Origin of the sequence: Agromyces sp. NPDC058110 (genome assembly GCF_042884735.1) — a bacterium.
Lineage (GTDB): Bacteria > Actinomycetota > Actinomycetes > Actinomycetales > Microbacteriaceae > Agromyces.
Genome location: NZ_JBHVTI010000004.1, coordinates 237,916 through 254,797 on the forward strand (window position 1 = coordinate 237,916; position 16,882 = coordinate 254,797).

General features: G+C 73.8%; 13 protein-coding genes. 6 read left to right on the forward strand and 7 right to left on the reverse strand.

Annotated features, from left to right (window positions below; translation table 11 throughout):
- Positions 1-32 precede the first annotated feature (32 nt).
- The gene (locus ACFVS8_RS11300) at positions 33-1,667 is read right to left on the reverse strand and encodes an FAD-dependent oxidoreductase (RefSeq protein WP_387061764.1); all 1,635 of its coding nucleotides are present in this window, start codon (positions 1,665-1,667) and stop codon (positions 33-35) included.
- 237 nt (positions 1,668-1,904) lie between these two features.
- On the opposite strand from ACFVS8_RS11300, the gene ACFVS8_RS11305 reads away from it, so the two are divergent.
- The gene (locus ACFVS8_RS11305) at positions 1,905-2,966 is read left to right on the forward strand and encodes a LacI family DNA-binding transcriptional regulator (RefSeq protein ID WP_387061767.1); all 1,062 of its coding nucleotides are present in this window, start codon (positions 1,905-1,907) and stop codon (positions 2,964-2,966) included.
- 45 nt (positions 2,967-3,011) lie between these two features.
- Here ACFVS8_RS11305 and ACFVS8_RS11310 read toward each other — a convergent pair whose 3' ends face one another.
- Complete coding sequence (locus ACFVS8_RS11310) at positions 3,012-4,061, reverse strand: LacI family DNA-binding transcriptional regulator (RefSeq protein ID WP_387061770.1); 1,050 nt, start codon at positions 4,059-4,061, stop codon at positions 3,012-3,014.
- A gap of 147 nt (positions 4,062-4,208) precedes the next feature.
- Here ACFVS8_RS11310 and ACFVS8_RS11315 point away from each other — a divergent pair, with 147 nt between their 5' ends.
- From ACFVS8_RS11315 to ACFVS8_RS11335, 5 genes are read left to right on the forward strand one after another with little or no spacing between them, the layout of a single operon-like run.
- Entirely contained in the window at positions 4,209-5,606 is a 1,398-nt protein-coding gene (locus ACFVS8_RS11315; protein WP_387061773.1) for a Gfo/Idh/MocA family protein, read from the forward strand.
- Positions 5,603-6,670: an NAD-dependent epimerase/dehydratase family protein gene (locus tag ACFVS8_RS11320; protein WP_387061776.1), complete on the forward strand. Its 1,068-nt coding sequence runs from the start codon at positions 5,603-5,605 to the stop codon at positions 6,668-6,670. The genes ACFVS8_RS11315 and ACFVS8_RS11320 overlap by 4 nt, the downstream gene beginning before the upstream one ends.
- Positions 6,671-6,679: 9 nt before the next feature.
- Complete coding sequence (locus tag ACFVS8_RS11325; RefSeq protein WP_387061779.1) at positions 6,680-7,579, forward strand: 5-dehydro-4-deoxyglucarate dehydratase; 900 nt, start codon at positions 6,680-6,682, stop codon at positions 7,577-7,579.
- Entirely contained in the window at positions 7,576-8,649 is a 1,074-nt protein-coding gene (locus ACFVS8_RS11330) for a mandelate racemase/muconate lactonizing enzyme family protein (RefSeq protein ID WP_387061782.1), read from the forward strand. Before ACFVS8_RS11325 ends, ACFVS8_RS11330 begins: the two co-directional genes overlap by 4 nt.
- On the forward strand, positions 8,646-10,181 hold the full coding sequence (locus tag ACFVS8_RS11335) for an aldehyde dehydrogenase (NADP(+)) (RefSeq protein ID WP_387061785.1): 1,536 nt from the start codon (positions 8,646-8,648) through the stop codon (positions 10,179-10,181). Before ACFVS8_RS11330 ends, ACFVS8_RS11335 begins: the two co-directional genes overlap by 4 nt.
- 46 nt (positions 10,182-10,227) lie before the next feature.
- On the opposite strand, the gene ACFVS8_RS11340 is transcribed toward ACFVS8_RS11335, so the two are convergent.
- From ACFVS8_RS11340 to ACFVS8_RS11360, 5 genes are all read right to left on the reverse strand, one after another.
- Positions 10,228-11,325, reverse strand: a complete 1,098-nt coding sequence (locus ACFVS8_RS11340; protein WP_387061787.1) for a M24 family metallopeptidase — start codon at positions 11,323-11,325, stop codon at positions 10,228-10,230.
- Positions 11,322-13,382 carry a DUF6807 family protein gene (locus tag ACFVS8_RS11345; RefSeq protein WP_387061790.1) on the reverse strand — a complete coding sequence of 687 codons (2,061 nt, stop codon included), beginning with the start codon at positions 13,380-13,382 and terminating at the stop codon, positions 11,322-11,324. Before ACFVS8_RS11345 ends, ACFVS8_RS11340 begins: the two co-directional genes overlap by 4 nt.
- A 92-nt stretch (positions 13,383-13,474) precedes the next feature.
- Positions 13,475-14,797, reverse strand: coding sequence for an ABC transporter substrate-binding protein (locus tag ACFVS8_RS11350; RefSeq protein WP_387061793.1), 1,323 nt, complete (start codon positions 14,795-14,797; stop codon positions 13,475-13,477).
- Positions 14,798-14,968: 171 nt separating this feature from the next.
- Positions 14,969-15,892 (reverse strand): carbohydrate ABC transporter permease, encoded by a 924-nt coding sequence (locus tag ACFVS8_RS11355; protein ID WP_387061795.1) that lies wholly within the window; start codon positions 15,890-15,892, stop codon positions 14,969-14,971.
- Positions 15,885-16,832: a carbohydrate ABC transporter permease gene (locus tag ACFVS8_RS11360; protein WP_387061798.1), complete on the reverse strand. Its 948-nt coding sequence runs from the start codon at positions 16,830-16,832 to the stop codon at positions 15,885-15,887. The genes ACFVS8_RS11355 and ACFVS8_RS11360 overlap by 8 nt, the downstream gene beginning before the upstream one ends.
- Positions 16,833-16,882 lie beyond the last annotated feature (50 nt).

Here is a 16,882-nt window from a genome sequence, read left to right on the forward strand (position 1 = left end):
AAAGCGTGTTCCCACCGTACCCGGGAACCGGATCAGCCTCGCACGCCCCCGCGCTCGAGCGCGAGGTACCGATGCACGAACGCGACCGCCATGCCGCCCTCGCCCACCCCGGCCGCCACGCGCTTGACCGACCCCGAACGCACGTCGCCCACCGCGAAGACACCGGGCTCGCTCGTCTCGAGGGCGAACGGGCGACGATCGGGGCGCCAGGCACCGGATGCCTCGGCATCCGCCCCGGTGAGCAGGAACCCGCGCTCGTCGCGGGCGACCTCGGGCGGCAGCCACGCCGTCACCGCATCGGCGCCGATCATGACGAAGACCACCGAGCAGTCGCGCTCGACCGACTCGCCGGCGGATCGATCGAGCACCTCGATCGACTCGAGCCCGTCAGCGCCGTGCAACCCGACGACCTCGCTCCGCGTGCGCACCTCTATGCCGTCGTGCGACTCGATCTGGTCGATGAGGTAGCGCGACATGCTCGCCTCGAGCGAGGCGCCGCGCACGAGCATCGTCACCGAACGCGCATGGCGCGAGAAGAAGAGCGCCGCCTGACCGGCCGAGTTGCCCGCGCCGATGATGCACACGTCGGCGCCCCTCGCGACCGCCGCGTCGCTGCGGGCGGCGCCGTAGTAGACCCCGTTGCCGAGGTATCGCTCGACGCCCGGCACCGGCAGCACCCGCCACTCCACGCCGGTCGCGACGATCACGACCTCGGCACGCAGCGAGTCGCCGCCGTCGAGCACGATCAGGTGGCCGCCCTCGTCGGACGGGTGGATCGCCTCGACCGTGCGCGTCACGACGATCTCGGCGCCGAGGCGCTTCGCCTGCTTCAGCGCACGGCTCGCGAGGTCGTCGCCCGAGATGCCGTACGGGAATCCGGTGTAGTTCTCGATGCGCGTCGACGTGCCGGCCTGGCCGCCGGGGGCGAGCGCCTCGATCACCACCGTGCGCAGTCCCTCTGCCGCACCGTTCACCGCCGCCGTGAGCCCGGCGGGGCCTGCGCCCAGGATCACCACGTCGTACGACACCCGCGACGGCTCGACGTCGAGGCCGGCGGCGAGCGCCACGTCGCGCAGGTCGGGATCGACCAGGTGCGCACCATCCGCGGTCTCGAGCACGGGGAGCGAGAGCTCGCCCTCGGTCGCGACGCGATCGAACGCGACCTGGTTGCGCGTGAGGAAGCGCTCGATGCGGTGCGTGCGCACGTCGTTGCGCGGACCGAGGAGGCGGATGTCGGTCTCGGGCACCTCGGCGGCGATCACCTGCAGCGAGTCGAGGTAGCGCCTCGCCAGCGCCGCCACGCGCGCGGGCACCGACGGGGCCATCGCCGCGAGCGTGTAGAACGCGGTGACGTCGACCCTGGCGATGCGCGACGGCGCGCTCGCGCGCCCGCTCGCCGGGAACGGCGTGCTGAGCGTCATGGGCACCTCGCCGAAGAACTGGCCCGGCTTGCGCGTGCCGATGACGCGTTCGTCGCCGTTCACGACCTTCGTGATCTCGGCGCCGCCCTCGATCACGACGAACAGGGCGCGCTCGTCGCCCTCGTGGGCGAAGTACTCCCCCGGCACGAGCTGGATGTCCTCGACCGCGCCGGCCAGGTAGTCGAGCGCCTCGTCGGGCAGCGCCGCGAAGATCGGCACGGCTCGCAGGGACTCGACCGTGATCATGCTCGCACCGCCGGCTCGCACCCTGTCGTCGACCGCCCACATCCTCGCATCCAGCGAACGTATCGACGCGGCCGCGCGGGCGTCAATCGATCGGCGCACCCCCAGAACGCGGGCGTCGCCCGGGGCACGACCTCCGGGCTCCGGGCGGCTCCGGGCGGTAGAGTGAGCGCCCGAGCCGCCGACGACCCCGGCCCCGCCGTGCCGGCCGACCGCGACCAGGAGCGACCAGGAGGATCCATGCCCGACGCCGAGCCCACGTCGCGGCGCGTCGCGCCCGTGACGCTGCACGACGTCGCGCGCGAGGCCGGCGTCTCGCTCGCCACCGCGTCGCGCTCGCTGAACGGCAGCACGCGCACGGTCAACGACGAGTACCGCGCGCGGGTGCTCGCCGCGGCCGCGAAGCTCGGCTACACGCCCAACCTCTCGGCGCAGGCGGTCGCCCGGGGCACCTCGACCGCGGTCGCGCTGCTGGTGGCCGACATCGCCGACCCGTACTTCTCGTCGATCGCCGCGGGCGTGATCGGCGTCGCCACGGCCGAGCGGCTCATCGTCACGATGGCCGAGACCGACCGCGACCCCGCCCGCGAGCTCGAGCTCGTGCGCGCGATGCGCGGGCAGCGTCCGCGCGTCATCATCCTGTCGGGCTCGCGCACCCTCGACGACCCGAACTCGGCCGCGCTCGAGGCGGAGCTCGGCGCCTACGAGGGCACCGGCGGCCGCGTGGTGTTCATCAGCCCGAGCGACCTGCCGTTCCGCACGCTGCCGCTCGCGAACCGCACTGGCGCCCGCGCCCTCGCGACCGAGGTGCACGGGCTCGGCTATCGCTGGTTCGCCGCCCTCGCGGGCCCGGCCGACCTGCGCACCGTGCACGACCGGCTCGCGGGAATCGACGAGGGTCTCGCCGCCGCCGGGTGCCGCATCGCCGACGAGCACCTGGTGCGCTGCGCGTTCACGCGCGACGGCGGCTACGAGGGCATGCGCGAGCTGCTCGAGCGCGGAACGGGCGACGTGCAGCTGGTGTTCGCGCAGAACGACGTCATGGCCATGGGCGCCATGTCGGCGATGCGCGACGCCGGCCTCGAGCCCGGTCGCGACCTCGCGATCGCGGGCTTCGACGACATCCCGACCGTGCGCGACGTGACCCCCCGGCTCACCAGCGTGCGGGTGCCGCTCGAGCGCATCGGTGCCGAGGCGCTGCGGCTCGCGCTCCGCGACGACGCGTCGACCGACGCATCCTATGGTGCGGATGCCGCGGTCGAGGTCGTGATCCGCGAGAGCACGCCGCGGCTCGCCGACTGAGCGGCCCGGCCGCCGAGGCGCGGGCCGACGTCGGGCCCGGCGACCCTAGCGGCCGCGCGGCGGCTCCGCGCGGCGCGGACCGGTGCTGTCGCGCAGGCGCAGCTCGGGCGCCAGCACCTCGTCGGCGTCGGGCGCCGTGCCGCCGAGCACGGCGGCCAGCCGCTGCCACGCCAGGTCGCCGAGCTCGTCGACGGGCACCTCGGCGGTGGTGAGCGCCGGGGTCGTGTAGGCGGCGAACGGGATGTCGTCGAACCCGGTGATCGACACCTCGCCGGGCACCGGCACCCCACGCTCGACGAGCGAGCGCATGAGGCCGACCGCGACGAGGTCGTTGAACGCGAGCACACCGGTGACGCCGCTGTCGAGCACCTCGTCGGCGACGCGTCCGCCGTCGGCGAGGCCCACTCCGGTCTCGATCGTGATGATCTCGACGTCGGCGTGCGCGGCGGCGAACCGGGCGAGTCCTTCGCGGCGCACGGCATCGGAGGCACTCGCGCGCACGCCCGCGAGGTAGGCGATGCGCCGGTGCCCGAGCCCCGCCAGGTGTGCGGCGAGCCGCTCGACGCCGTCGGCGTAGTCGACGGCGACGCTCGGCACGCCCGATCCGGGGAGGCGGCGGTTGACGAGCACGACGGGCTCGAGGGTGGGTGCGAGCTCGGCGAGCGTCTCGAGCGGCGTGCGCGGCGAGCACAGGATGATGGCGTCGCAGCGCATGCGGGTCTCGCGGGCGATGGATGCCTCGTCGTCGACGTCTTCGGCGCTGTCGGCGACGAGCACGCGGTAGCCGTCGCGGGCGGCGGCGCGCGTGATGCCGTGGAGCATGCCCTGGAACGCCGGGTTGGAGAGATCGGGCACGACCACGGCGACGGTCTGCGTGCGCCCGAGCACGAGGCTGCGGGCGACCGGGCTCGCACGGTAGCCGAGTTCGGCGGCGGCGGCGCGCACGCGCTCGGCGAGCGCGGGGTCGACGCTCGTGCGCCCGTTGACCACGCGCGACACCGTCGAGGCCGAGACCCCCGCGAGCTTCGCCACCTCGAGGATGCCCCCGCGGCGGTCTCCCCGCGTCTCGCGCGCTGATGCGTTCTCGTCGCCCACCGGCCCCTCCTCTGTTCGCACGGTGCGCCCGGATGTCGGCTCGGACTCCGGCGTCGGAATTCATCCTAGCGCGAGAAAACGTTTCCCCATAGAGTGGGGGCCACCGACGGGAAAACGATTTCTCCCAGCTCTACCTGAAGGATTCCGATGACGAAACTCCGCTACGCCGCGGTCGGAACGGGCCACCGCGTCGAGATGTACCTCGACGCGATCCTCGGCCCCCACGCCGACGTCGCCGAGCTCGTGGCACTGCTCGACCCCAACCCCGCGCGGCTCGCCCATCACGCGAGCCGCGCCGACGCGGTCGCCCGCGACGACGCAGGCCCCGAAGCGGCCGACCTCGGGGACGAAGCGGCCGGGCACCGCACCGAACCGCTCGTGACCGCACCGCCCGAGGCGCTCGAACGCGTGATCGCCGACCACCGCATCGACCGCGTGATCGTGACCAGCCCCGACGCCACCCATGCCGCGCTGATCGTGCGCGCGCTCGAGGCGGGAGCCGACGTCGTCGTCGAGAAGCCGCTCACGACCGACGCCGAGGGCGTGCAGGCCATCGCCGAGGCGGTCGAGCGCACCGGCCGACGGGTCATCGTGACGTTCAACTACCGCTACTCGCCCCGCAACAGCGAGCTCAAGCGCCTCATCGCCGACGGCGAGATCGGCCGGGTCACGTCGATCGCCTTCGAGTGGGTGCTCGACACCGTGCACGGCGCCGACTACTTCCGGCGCTGGCACCGCGACAAGTCCGTCTCGGGCGGCCTCGCGGTGCACAAGTCGAGCCACCACTTCGACCTCGTCTCCTGGTGGCTCGACGACGCCCCGCGCCGCGTCTTCGCCTCGGGCGGCCTCCGCTTCTACGGCGACGAGAACGCCCGCGCCCGCGGCGTCGGGCCGCGGCCGGAGCGCGGAACCCACGACGGCGAGCGCGACCCCTTCTCGCTCGACCTCCGCGACGACCCCCGACTGCGCGCGCTCTACCTCGATGCCGAGCGGCACGACGGCTACCTGCGCGACCGCGACGTGTTCGACCCCGGCATCTCCATCGAGGACAACCTCGCCGTCATCGCCGACTACTCGGGTGGGGCGACGCTCTCGTACGCCCTCAACGCGCACGCTCCGTGGGAGGGCTACCGGGTCGCCGTGAACGGCACCGAAGGCCGGGCCGAGCTCGACGTCGTCGAGCGGGGCGCCGCGATCATCGGCGACGACGGCCGCATCGTGCTCGATCCGAGCGCAGTTGCCGACGCCTCGGGCGGAGACCACGTGCGGCCTCGCAGCGAACGGCTCGTGGTGCAGCGGCACTGGGAGACCGCACGCGAAGTGCCGATCCCGCACGGCGCCGGCGCGCACGGCGGGGGCGATGCGCTGCTGCTCTCCGACGTGTTCCGCGGGGCGGGCGACGACCCGCTGGGTCGGCCGGCCGACTGGCACGACGGCGTGCGCGCCGTCGCGGTGGGCATCGCGACGAACCGCTCGCTCGAGAGCGGCCGGCCCGTCGACATCGCCGACCTCGCGCTCGGCGTCGTGCTCGGCGGCATCCGATGACCTCGGTGCTCGTGACCGGCGGCGCCGGACGCCTCGGGCGCAGCGTGGTCGCGGCCCTCGCGGCATCGGGTCGCCGGGTCGTCTCGGTCGATCGGATGCCGCCGGCGACCGGAGACCCCTCGGTCACCGCGGGGCCAGGTGCCCGCCACGGCACCGGTCCCGACATCCGTCCCGATCTCGGCCCCGACGGCGTGGAGCACCTCGTCGCCGATCTCTCCGACCCCGCGGCGGCCGCGCGCATCGTGGGGCTCGTGCGCCCCGACGAGGTCGTGCACCTCGCGGCGATCGCCGTGCCGTTCAGCGCGCCGGAGCACACCATCCTCACCACCAACACCGCGCTCGCGCACTCGGTCATCGGCGCGGCCGTCGCGGGAGGCGCGACTCGCGTGCTCGTCGCGTCGAGCCCCACCGTGGCCGGGTACGGCCTGCCGAGCGGCTGGCGCCCCGAGCGGCTCCCGCTCGACGAGGACTCCCCCGTCGCGCCGTGGAACGCGTACGCCCTCTCGAAGGCCGTGGCCGAGGCGACCATGCGCATGTTCGCGCTCGCCGCCCCCGACGTGCACGCCTCCGCGTTCCGCCCCTGCTACGTCATCGCGCCCGAGGAATGGCTCGGCGCCCCGACGCAGCAGGGGCACACCGTGCGAGAGCGCCTCGCCGACCCCGCGCTCGCGGCGCCCAGCCTGTTCAACTACGTCGACGCCCGCGACGCGGGCGCGTTCGCGGTGCGCGCGCTCGACGCCGCGGGCGAGACGCCGAGCGGCGAGACCTACCTCGTGGGCGCCGACGACGCACTCGCGACGGCGCCGCTCAGCGAACTGCTGCCCCGGCACCTGCCGCTCACGGCCGCGGCCGCACGCGAGCTCACGGGCACCCGCCCCGCCTTCTCGAACGCCAAGGCCGCACGGCTGCTCGGGTGGCGCCCGGAGCACTCGTGGCGCACCGCGCTCGCACCGGAATCGTCCGGGGCGCGTGGCGCAGCCGGCCCTTCCGCACCAGGCCGCTCCGCACCGGGCCGCGCCGCCCCCGGCGCCTCAGCACCCGTCCCCGCTCCCGCCACCACCTGAGACGAGACCATGCAGTTCACCGGCATCCTGTTCTTCCCCGTCACGCCCTTCGATCGCTCGGGCGCGGTCGACCCGGGCCTCGCCGCCGAGCACGTCGCCGCGGGCGTCGAGGCCGGCGCGGGCGGCGTGTTCCCCGCCTGCGGCACCGGCGAGTACCACGCCCTCTCGCTCGACGAGGCCGCAGGTGTCGTCGCGACCGCCGTCGAGGCGACCGGCGGGCGCGTGCCCGTGATCGCCGGCACCGGCGGCCCGTTGGGCCACGCGCTCGGCACGGCACGCGCCGCGCGCGACGCGGGGGCCGACGGCCTGCTCGTGCTGCCGCCCTACCTCGTCGGCGGCACCCAGGCCGGGCTCGCCGCCTACGTCGAGGCGATCTGCGAGGCATCCGGGCTGCCGGTCGTGCTCTACCACCGGGCGAACGCGCAGTACGCGCCCGCGACCGTCGCGAGGCTCGCCGCCGATCCGCGCGTCGTCGGCTTCAAGGACGGCGTCGGCGACATCGGGCTCGCGCAGGACATCGTGCGGGCCGTGCACGCCACCGGCCGCGGCGACTTCGCGTTCTTCAACGGACTGCTCACCGCCGAGCTCAGCCAGGGCGCCTACCGGGGCATCGGCGTGCCGCTCTACTCGTCGGCCGCGTTCGCCATGGCGCCCGACGTCGCGAACGCCTACTACCGTGCCTACGTCGACGGCGACGAGGAGCGCCGGCTGCACCTGGTCGACGGGTTCTACCGCCCGCTCGTCGCCCTGCGCGACGAGACGCCCGGCTTCGGGGTGTCGCTCGTGAAGGCGGGCCTGCGCCTCGCCGGCGTGCCGGTCGGGAGCGTGCGCGCTCCGCTCGTCGACCCGACCCCCGAGCAGGAGCGACGGCTCGCAGACATCCTCGAGGCCGGCCGGGCGCTGCTGTGAGCCCCACGATCCGCTCGTTCGACGCCCGACTGATCGCGATCCCGCTGAGCCGCCCATGGGGCGTCGACGTCACCTCGGTCTCGGTCGTCGCGACGCGGGTCGAGCTGTCCGACGGCGTGGTCGGGCACGGCTTCTCCTGGACCCCGACGATCGGCGGCCGGGCCGTGCTCGCGCTCCTGCAGTACGACATCCACGACGCGGCGATCGGGCGCGATGCCGACCCCGCCGCGCTCTGGCCGCAGCTCTGGCGGCACCTCCACGAGGCGGGCGGCGGCGGGCTCACCACGATCGCCCTCGCCGGTCTCGACCTGGCCCTGTGGGATGCCGCGGCCCGGCGTTCGCAGCGTTCGATCACCGACCTGCTCGGTCGGCGCCACGATCGCCTCGCCGCGTACGGCAGCGGCGTGAACCTGCACTACTCGACCGACGAGCTGCTCGCACAGGTCGAGCGGTGGATCGCGGCGGGGTTCGACGCCGTGAAGATCAAGGTCGGGCGGCCCCGCCTCGCCGACGACGTCGAACGGGTGCGCCAGGTGCGGCGCCTGCTCGGCGACGACCGACGACTGATGATCGACGCGAACCAGCGGTGGACGCTCGACCGGGCGGTGGAGGCGATGCGGGCGCTCGACGCCTTCGACCCCGCGTGGATCGAAGAGCCGCTCGTCGCCGACGACCTCGCGTCGCACGCCGAGCTCGCCCGCCGCATCGGCACCCCCATCGCCGTCGGCGAGAACCTGCACACCCGGTTCCGCTTCGACGACGCCGCCCGCGCCGGGGTGGGCGTCGTGCAGCCGAACGTCGTGCGGGTCGGCGGCATCACCCCCCTGCTCGACATCGCGGCCGATGCGGCCGACCGTGGTCTCGCCCTGCACCCCCACCTGCTGCCGGAGCTCTCTGGGCAGGTCGCCCTCGCGCTGCCCGGCGACCACCTGGTCGAAGACGTCGAGGATGCCGCGTTCGGCACCCTCGGCGCGCTCGAAGACCCCTCCCCGGTCGAGATCGACCGGGGCACGCTGCGCTCGACCGACCACGTCGGACTCGGGCTCCGATTCCGCGGAGGACCACGTTGACCGGACTCACGACGCCTGCCCGCACGCCCGACGCGCCCGGCGACCCCGGCGCCCGCGGCGCCCTCGACGCCCCCGTCACGCCCGGTGCCGCCCGACCGACGACGCCGGAGCACCTCGACGCCGTCGCGCGCCGCGCGGCGACCGCGGCCGAGTTGATCGCGGCTCGCCCCGACGCCGAGCGCGCGGCCTGGCTCGACGCCGTGGCCGACGCGCTCGACGCCGCCCGCGACGACCTCGTGCCGATCGCCGATGCGGAGACCCGGCTCGGCACGGCCCGACTCACCGGCGAGGTCGCCCGCACGACCGGGCAGCTCCGGCTGTTCGCGGAGGTCGTGCGCGACGGCGGCTGGCGCGAGATCGTGATCGACCACGCCGATCCTGCGGCCGTTCCCCCGCGCCCCGAGCTGCGGCGCATGCTCGTCGCGGTCGGCCCAGTCGCGGTCTACTCGGCGTCGAACTTCCCGTTCGCGTTCTCGGTCGCCGGCGGCGACACCGCTTCGGCGCTCGCGGCCGGGTGCCCCGTCGTGGTCAAGGCGCACTCGGGGCATCCGCTCCTGTCCGACGCGACCGCCGCGGTCGTCTCCGCCGCACTCAAGACAGCGGGCGCCCCCGACGGCACGTTCGCGCTCGTGCACGGCCGCGGGGCCGGCGAGCGCCTCGTCGCGCATCCGGCGATCCGGGCGGCCGGGTTCACCGGCTCGCTCTCGGGCGGCCGCGCGCTCTTCGACCTTGCGTCGGGGCGGCCAGACCCGATCCCGTTCCACGGCGAGCTCGGCAGCGTGAACCCGGTCGTGGTCACGCGCGCCGCGGTCGCCGCGCGCGGTGCGGGACTCGCCGCGGGCCTCGCCGCGTCGTTCACGCTCGGATCCGGGCAGTTCTGCACCAAGCCCGGCGTCGTGTTCGTCCCGGCCGGCGCAGGGTTCGAGGCGCTCGTCGCCGAGTCCGTCGCGGGCGCCTCGGCCGGCCCGCTGCTCACCGACCGCATCCAGGCCGCCTTCCCGCTCGGCCTGGCACGCCTCGCCGATGATCCGGCCGTCGAGGTCGTCGCCTCGGGCCGTCCGTCCGACGGCGCGCCGACGCCCGTGGTGCTGGCGACCGACGCGAGCGAGATCGCGAAGCGCCCCTCGGCACTGCTCGAGGAGTGCTTCGGGCCGATGACCCTGCTCGCCCGGTACCGCGGCGACGACGACCTCCTGGCCGCGCTCCGCGCCGTCGGCGGCAGCCTCACGGCGACCCTGCACGCCGAGCCCGACGACGACGTCTCGACGCTCGTGCCGGTGCTCGCCTCGGTCGCCGGACGGGTGCTCTTCGACGGCTGGCCGACCGGCGTCGCGGTGACCTGGTCGCAGCACCACGGCGGACCGTGGCCCGCGTCGACCTCGGCGCACACCTCGGTCGGCGCGACCGCGATCCGCAGGTTCCTGCGACCGGTTGCCTACCAGGACGCGCCGGAACGCCTCCTTCCGCCCGTGCTGCGCGACGCCGCGCTCGCGGGCGTGCCCCGTCGCGTCGACGGCGTCGCGGTGGTCTGATCGCACGGCCGCGGCGTCGGCGGAGACGGCGTCGGACCGGCGGCGGTCAGCGTTCGAGCACGAGCGGGCGCGCGACGCCCGACACGACGACCGTCGGCCAGTCGGGATCGACCGAGATCGGCTCGACCGGGCGCGCGCGGTCGCCCGTGACGAACACGGTGTCCTCGACCTTCACGCCGGGCGCCGACGGGTTCAGCGTGAACGCCTGGCCGGCCTCGACGATGCCGGGAACGCCGGGAACCAGGCGCGGCTCGCGCCCGGCGTATCCGGCCGGGCCGCCCTGATGGTGGCGGCGCCACTCGTCGCGGTCGAAGCCGTGCTCGCCGTAGGCGCGCACGAGCGTGTCGAACACCTCGGTGAACGGCCGGCCCGGTTCGAGCGCTGCGAACGCCGCGGCCTCGACCTCGAGGATGCGCCGCTCGGCGTCGTGCTCGCGTCGCAGGTTCTCGGTCTCCTGAGCGGGCCCGAAGCCGGCAGTGCCGACGGACGGGTCGAACCTGACCCAGCGGGTGAGGTTCGCGATGAGCCCCCGGCGCCTCGCGCACACGACGACCATCGCGCGCCTGCCCAGCGGCCCGTCACCGGGCAGCGGATGCCGGTGGCCGAGGCGTTCGGCGCCGGCCACGAGCACGACGAGCGGCTCGGCGCCGAGTTCGACGAGGCCGGCCGCCACGCGCGCCGCGAGCGAGCGCTCGCGATCGTCGGGCCGGGCTCCGCGGAGCGCGCCGCCGACGACGACGGCCGCCTCGCGGCAGAGCACACGGTAGCGTTCGCGTTCGACGGGCAGCAGCCTGCGGCGCAGCCCGGCGAGCTCGGTGTCGACCGTGCGCTCGGCGAGCACGTCGGGCCCCGAGCGCGGTGCGGCCCCCGCGTGCCAGGCCGAGGCGACGAGCTCGACCCCCTCGGGGAGCTCCTCCTCGGCGAGCCGGTCGCGCTCGTTGGCCGTGGTGTGCACGGTGACGCCGTCGCGGTCGACGACGGCGTGCACGATGGGCGGCGCCGCGAGCGACACGTGCACGCGCGCACCGCCGAGCAGCCAGGCGAGCGACGCCTGGCTCTCGAGCACCAGGGCGCTCGCCCCCCGCACGTCGAGCAGTTCGCGCAGCCGCTGCTGCTTGGCCTCGAACTCCGCGGCGGCGTTCACGCGGCGCCCCGCACGGCGGGCGCGAGCAGGCGCTCGATCACGGCGTCGCCCGGATCGCCGTCGGCGACCAGCCCGCGCCAGCGTCGCACGAGCGGTTCGGGCCCGACGATCGTCTCGCGGTCCCAGGCGATCGCCGACCCGATGCCCGGATACGACTCGACGCGCACGAACCACGGGTCCGCCGCGGTCGCGGCGTCCGCTCCCGCGAGCGCGACGGTCGCGACACCGCCGTCGAAGCGCGCGGTGTACGCCAGCCACCGGGCCGGGCGACCGTGGCAGTCGGCCTCGCCCGAGGCATCCGGAGTCCTGACGTCGATGTCTTCGCCGAACGGCAGGCGCCAGGCGAGCCCGCCGTAACCGGCATCGGCCCGACCGCCGCTGCCCGGGCTGCCGAGGGTGATGGGCTCGGGCCCGGCCGTGCGCAGCTCGACGGCGAGCTCGAATGCGCGCACGCCGCCCGCGCGGCCGTCGCCCGAACCGGCCTCGTTCGCGCCTCCCTCGTTCGCGCCTCCCTCGCCCGCGCTGTCGAGCCGCAGGGCGGTGCGCTGCTCGAGCAGGACGCGTCCGTGGGGATCGAGCCACGCGCTGCTCGCGTCGTAGCCATCAGGGCGCACGACGAGATCGACGGTCTCGATGCGGCCGTGGTCGGCGAGCCAGCGGTAGCCCTGGTCGCGCACCCACGTGCGGCCGCCCCAGAAGTTCACGCCCGCTGCGTGCTGCACGGTGAACGACAGCCCGAGGTGCCAGTCGTGGTCGATCGGGTGGGCGTCGCTCACCACGACGCCCCCGGGCGTGCGGATCGGGTGCAGGAACGGCCGCGGCGACGAGGTCGCGACCACGCTGACGCCGGGGTCGCGAAGCGCGAAGGCGTGCGTCCGGTCGAGGTCGTCGGGCGCCCCGATCGGCACGGCGGATGTCTCGGCCGCGGGCTTCGCCCACGGCACGTGCAGTTCGCTGAAGAGGGCCGCCTGCTCGGCGGCTCGGCGCACCCACCGGTCGACGTCGGCGACGACGGGGTGGGCCTCGTCGCCCTCGCCCCGCCACTGGATCGCGACAGCCGGGATCGGGGCGGGGTCGGGCGCGAGCCGCACGGCCTCGAGCACGCGCATGAACGCCCCCGCCTGCACCAGCGGCGAGCGCAGCGGTGCGCCGGTGCGGCGGTGCTCGAGCAGGTCGTCGAACAGGTCGGTGCGGCCGAACCGTCGCACGTCGTCGGTCTCGCCGTCGGGCGACGCGCCGGACTCGCGCAGCTCGTCGAGCGTGTACGAGAAGTCGAGGTCGCGCCCGGTCGTGCGCACCTGCACGATCGGCGGGCGCTGCTCGGGCGAGCAGAGCGTGAGGGCGATGCCGATGCGGATGCCGGAGGCCAGCGTCACGCGCACGCTGCTCGTGTCGTCGGCCTCGATGTCGGCGGCCCGGTGGAGCTCGAGCTCCACGTCGGCGACGTCGTCGGCGCTCCGGGCGCCCGCGATGTGCAGTGCCGTCGCGACGGCGTGGGCGAGCGGGTTCGTGACGACGCCGTCGACCACCGGGCGCCCGTCGATCGTGCGGCGACCGGCCCAGGCCGACCTGTTCCAGTACCCGCGGCTGCGGAGCCAGGTTCCGTACGCGGCGACGGAGCGCACGTCGCCCTCGGCGGCGATCGCGTCGAGCGCGGCCGAGCCGAGGCTCTGGAACCCCACCTGCACCGAGCGGCCGCTGCGCCGCTCCGCCTCGAGCAGCCGGTCGAAGTCGGCCATCGAGGCCACCGGCGGCTTCTCCAGGTAGACGTCTGCGCCGATCTCGAGCGCCCGGATCGCGAGCGAAGCGTGCGTCGGGGTGGGGGTCGCGACGATGACGACCTCGGGCCGGATGCCTGCGGCGAGCGCCTCGTCGAGCGAGGCGAAGGCCGGGGCGTCGGCGCCGAACCCCTCGGCCGGGGCGCCGGCCGGGTCCGCGACGGCGACGAGCTCGGCCTGCTCGGTCCGCTCGGCGAGGCGGGCGAGGTGCACGGCCCCGAATCCTCGGGTGCCGACGAGCAGGGTCGCCGCACGGCCCTCTGCTGCGCTCCGGGTCATGCTGGTCCTCCTGGGGTCTGGAACGTCGGAACGGACGGGCCGGGGCATCGCCCCGACCCGTCCGTCGGGCGCGCGGACGGCGCCCGGCCCGGTCACGCGGCGTCGATGGCCGCCTGCAGGTCGGAGATGAAGCCCTCCGCCGCCTGCTCGGGCGTGAGCTGCTTGAACAGCACCTGCTCGGTGTACTGCTTGAGCAGGTCCTCGACCGCTGCGCCGCCGGGCGGGGTCATGCGCGGGGCCTCGCCGACGACATCGGCGAGCCCGTCGACGTAGGCCACGACCGCGGCATCCGTCTCGGAGAGCTTCGGCTCGATGTACGCGCGGATCTTCTCGTTTGCCGGCACGCCGCGCTCGGTGAGCAGGATGTCGGCGGCGTCCTCGCTGTTGGCGAGGAAGTCGAGGAAGAGCGCCGCTTCGGCGGGGTGCTCGGTGCGGGCCGAGACCGACCAGAACATCGACGGCTTGTAGTACGCGGAGCCGTCGGCCTCGCCGTCGACGGTCGGCACGCGCAGCGCCTGCATCGGCGACCCGCTCGCGTCGGTGAGCGCCGTCAGCTGGTTGCTCCACCACGGGCCGAACCCGGCGGTGTTCGTCGCGGTGAACGACTCCGCCAGACCGCCGGCCTGCTTCTCGATGATGTTCGAGGCGGGCGGGGTCGTGCCCGAGTCGACCATGGCGAGCAGTTGCTCGTACCATCCGGCCATCGTGTCGGGGTCGAGGCCCACGTCGCCGTCCTCGGTGTAGAGCGCGTCGCCGTGCTGGCGGGCCCAGTTGTTCAGGCCGCCGTCCTCGAAGCCCCAGGGGGCGACGCCCCAGCTGGCTCCGGCGCCGGTCGCCGAGACCTCTGCACCGAGCTCGGCCAGGTCGTCCCACGTCCAGGTCTCGTCGTCGGGCACCTCGATGCCCGCCGCGTCGAGCAGCGTCGGGTTCACCATGAAGGCGTAGCTGTTCAGGCCTGCCGGGATGCCGTACATCGCGCCGTCGAGCGTTCCGGTGGCGAGGGCTGCCTCGGGGAAGTCGGCCGTGTCGATCTGGTCGCCGACCTCGCCGAGGTCGAGCAGCGCTCCGCGCGCGCCGTACGTGGCGATGTACTTCTCGTCCATCTGGATGATGTCGGGGGTGTCGTTCGCTGCGGTCTCGGTGGCGAGCTTGTCCCAGTAGCCGGCCCAGTCGGTGTACTGGGGCTCGATGGTGATGTTGGGGTGCTCGTCCTCGAAGACGGAGATGAGCTCCTCGGTCGCGGCGGTGCGGGCATCGTTGCCCCACCAGGTGAACCGCAGGGTCACGGGCTCGTCGGAGAGCTCGGGCCCTCCGTCGGCGGTGGAGCCGCTCGCGCAGCCGCTGAAGACGAAGGCGGCGACGGTGCCGGCTGCGATCACGCCGAGCGTGGTGCGCAGGCGCTTCTGGCCTCTCATGGGTGTGTCCTTTCGAATGGATGGTGCGATGGGTCGTGCGGGTCGCGCCGGGGTCGCGCGGGGCCGTGCGTGGCCGTCCGTGGCCGCGCAGAGGATGGTGCGAAAGGGTCGTGCAGAGGGATGGTGCGGTCGGGGCGGTGCGCGGCGAGCCGGGTCGGGGACTGGCCCGGCTCACTTCCCTCCGGTGGTCGCGATGCCCTTGATGAGGAATCGCTGGCCGAAGAGGAAGACGAGGAAGATCGGCAGCAGGGAGACGACGCTCATGGCGAACATCGGTCCCCACGAGGTCGCCGACTGCGCGTCCATGAAGGCGCGCAGGGCGAGCGGGACGGTGTACATGTCGGGCTTGGTCAGGTAGATCAGCTGGCTGAAGAAGTCGTTCCACGTCCAGATGAAGGTGAAGATCGCGGTGGTCGCGAGCGCGGGCACCATGAGCGGCAGGATGATCTGGAGGAAGATCCTGGGGTGGCCGCAGCCGTCGAGCCTGGCGGCCTCGTCGAGCTCGGTCGGGATGCCGCGGATGAACTGCACCATCAGGAAGATGAAGAACGCGTCGGTGGCGAGCACCTTCGGGAGGATGATCGGCAGGAACGTGTTCACCCAGCCGAGCTGGCTGAACAGGATGTACTGAGGAACGATGATCACGTGGATCGGCAGCATGATCGTCGTGAGCATGACCACGAACCAGAACCGCTTGCCGCTGAACCGCAGCCTGGCGAAGGCGTAGGCGGCCATCGAGCACGACACGAGGTTGCCGACGATGCAGCCGAGCACGACGAGCGCCGAGTTCAGCAGGAACACCCCGAACGGCTCCGAGAGCGTGTTCCACCCGACCGTGTAGTTCGACGTCTCGAGGCTGTCGAGCACGAGACCGGGGTTGCGGAAGATCTCGTCGCTCGGCCGCAGCGAGCTGACGACGAGCCAGATCACCGGGTAGAGCATGATGGCGCCGGTGATGATCAGGAGCGCGTGCTTGACCACGCTGCGGAGCGCTGAGCGCCCGCCGGCCCGGCTCTTGCGGAGCTGCGCGATCTCGTCTGCGGTGCGGCCCTTGCCGGACACCGCTGGAACGGCGGTCGTCAGGATTTCAGTCATCGTAGAACACCCAATACTTCGAGGCCCAGAAGTTGATCGCGGTGAACGCGCCGATGATGAGCAGCAGCACCCAGGCGAGTGCGGAGGCGTAGCCCATGTCGAAGTTCGCGAAGCCGCGGTTGTAGAGGTAGAGCGTGTAGAACAGCGTCGAGTCGGCAGGACCGCCTGTGCCGCCCGAGATGATGAACGCCTGCGTGAACGACTGGAAGGCGTGGATCAGCTGGAGCACGAGGTTGAAGAAGATGATCGGCGTGAGCAGCGGCAGCGTGATGCGGCTGAACCGCTGCCAGCGGGTGGCTCCGTCGACCTCGGCGGCCTCGTAGTACATGGTCGGGATCTGGCGCAGGCCCGCGAGGAAGATCACCATCGGGGCGCCGAAGGTCCAGACGTTCAGGGTGATGAGCGTCGACAGCGAGGTCTGGGGGTTGGCGATCCAGCTCTGCCCTTCGACGCCGAACCACCCGAGCACGACGTTCACGAGGCCCTCGGATCCGAAGACCTGCTTCCACAGCACCGCGATCGCGACGCTCGAGCCGAGCAGCGACGGCAGGTAGAAGATCGAGCGGTAGAACGAGAGGCCGCGCAGGCCCCGGTCGAGCAGGACCGCGAGCCCGAGCGCGGCCGCCAGCTGCAGCGGCACCGAGACGAGCACGTAGACGAGGGTGACGCCGAGCGCGTTGTGCAGCCGCTCGTCCTCGAACATGCGCGTGAAGTTCTCGATGCCGGTGAACGTCGGAGCCTGCAGGAGGTTGTACTTCGTGAACGAGAGGTACAGCGACATCGCCATGGGTCCGAGCGTGACCACGAAGAGTCCGACGAACCACGGGGCCAGGAACAGGTAGGCGGCCTTGTTGTCGCGGCGGGCCGCGGCCTTCTCGACGGCCGATGCGGCCTCGCCGCGCGTCTTCCCGATCTGCCGCAGCTCGCCGAGGGCGCTCATCGGACGCCTCTCGTGCCGCCGCGACGGCGGTGCGCGAACGCTCCTCCGTG

Bases quoted from the DNA above. Each gene is read 5' to 3' on its own strand.
- ACFVS8_RS11360 (WP_387061798.1), bottom strand. From the start codon at position 16,832: ATGAGCGCCCTCGGCGAGCTGCGGCAGATCGGGAAGACGCGCGGCGAG.
- ACFVS8_RS11300 (WP_387061764.1), bottom strand. From the start codon at position 1,667: ATGATCACGGTCGAGTCCCTGCGAGCCGTGCCGATCTTCGCGGCGCTG.
- ACFVS8_RS11315 (WP_387061773.1), top strand. From the start codon at position 4,209: ATGACGAAACTCCGCTACGCCGCGGTCGGAACGGGCCACCGCGTCGAG.
- ACFVS8_RS11305 (WP_387061767.1), top strand. From the start codon at position 1,905: ATGCCCGACGCCGAGCCCACGTCGCGGCGCGTCGCGCCCGTGACGCTG.
- ACFVS8_RS11325 (WP_387061779.1), top strand. From the start codon at position 6,680: ATGCAGTTCACCGGCATCCTGTTCTTCCCCGTCACGCCCTTCGATCGC.
- ACFVS8_RS11320 (WP_387061776.1), top strand. From the start codon at position 5,603: ATGACCTCGGTGCTCGTGACCGGCGGCGCCGGACGCCTCGGGCGCAGC.
- ACFVS8_RS11345 (WP_387061790.1), bottom strand. From the start codon at position 13,382: ATGACCCGGAGCGCAGCAGAGGGCCGTGCGGCGACCCTGCTCGTCGGC.
- ACFVS8_RS11350 (WP_387061793.1), bottom strand. From the start codon at position 14,797: ATGAGAGGCCAGAAGCGCCTGCGCACCACGCTCGGCGTGATCGCAGCC.
- ACFVS8_RS11355 (WP_387061795.1), bottom strand. From the start codon at position 15,892: ATGACTGAAATCCTGACGACCGCCGTTCCAGCGGTGTCCGGCAAGGGC.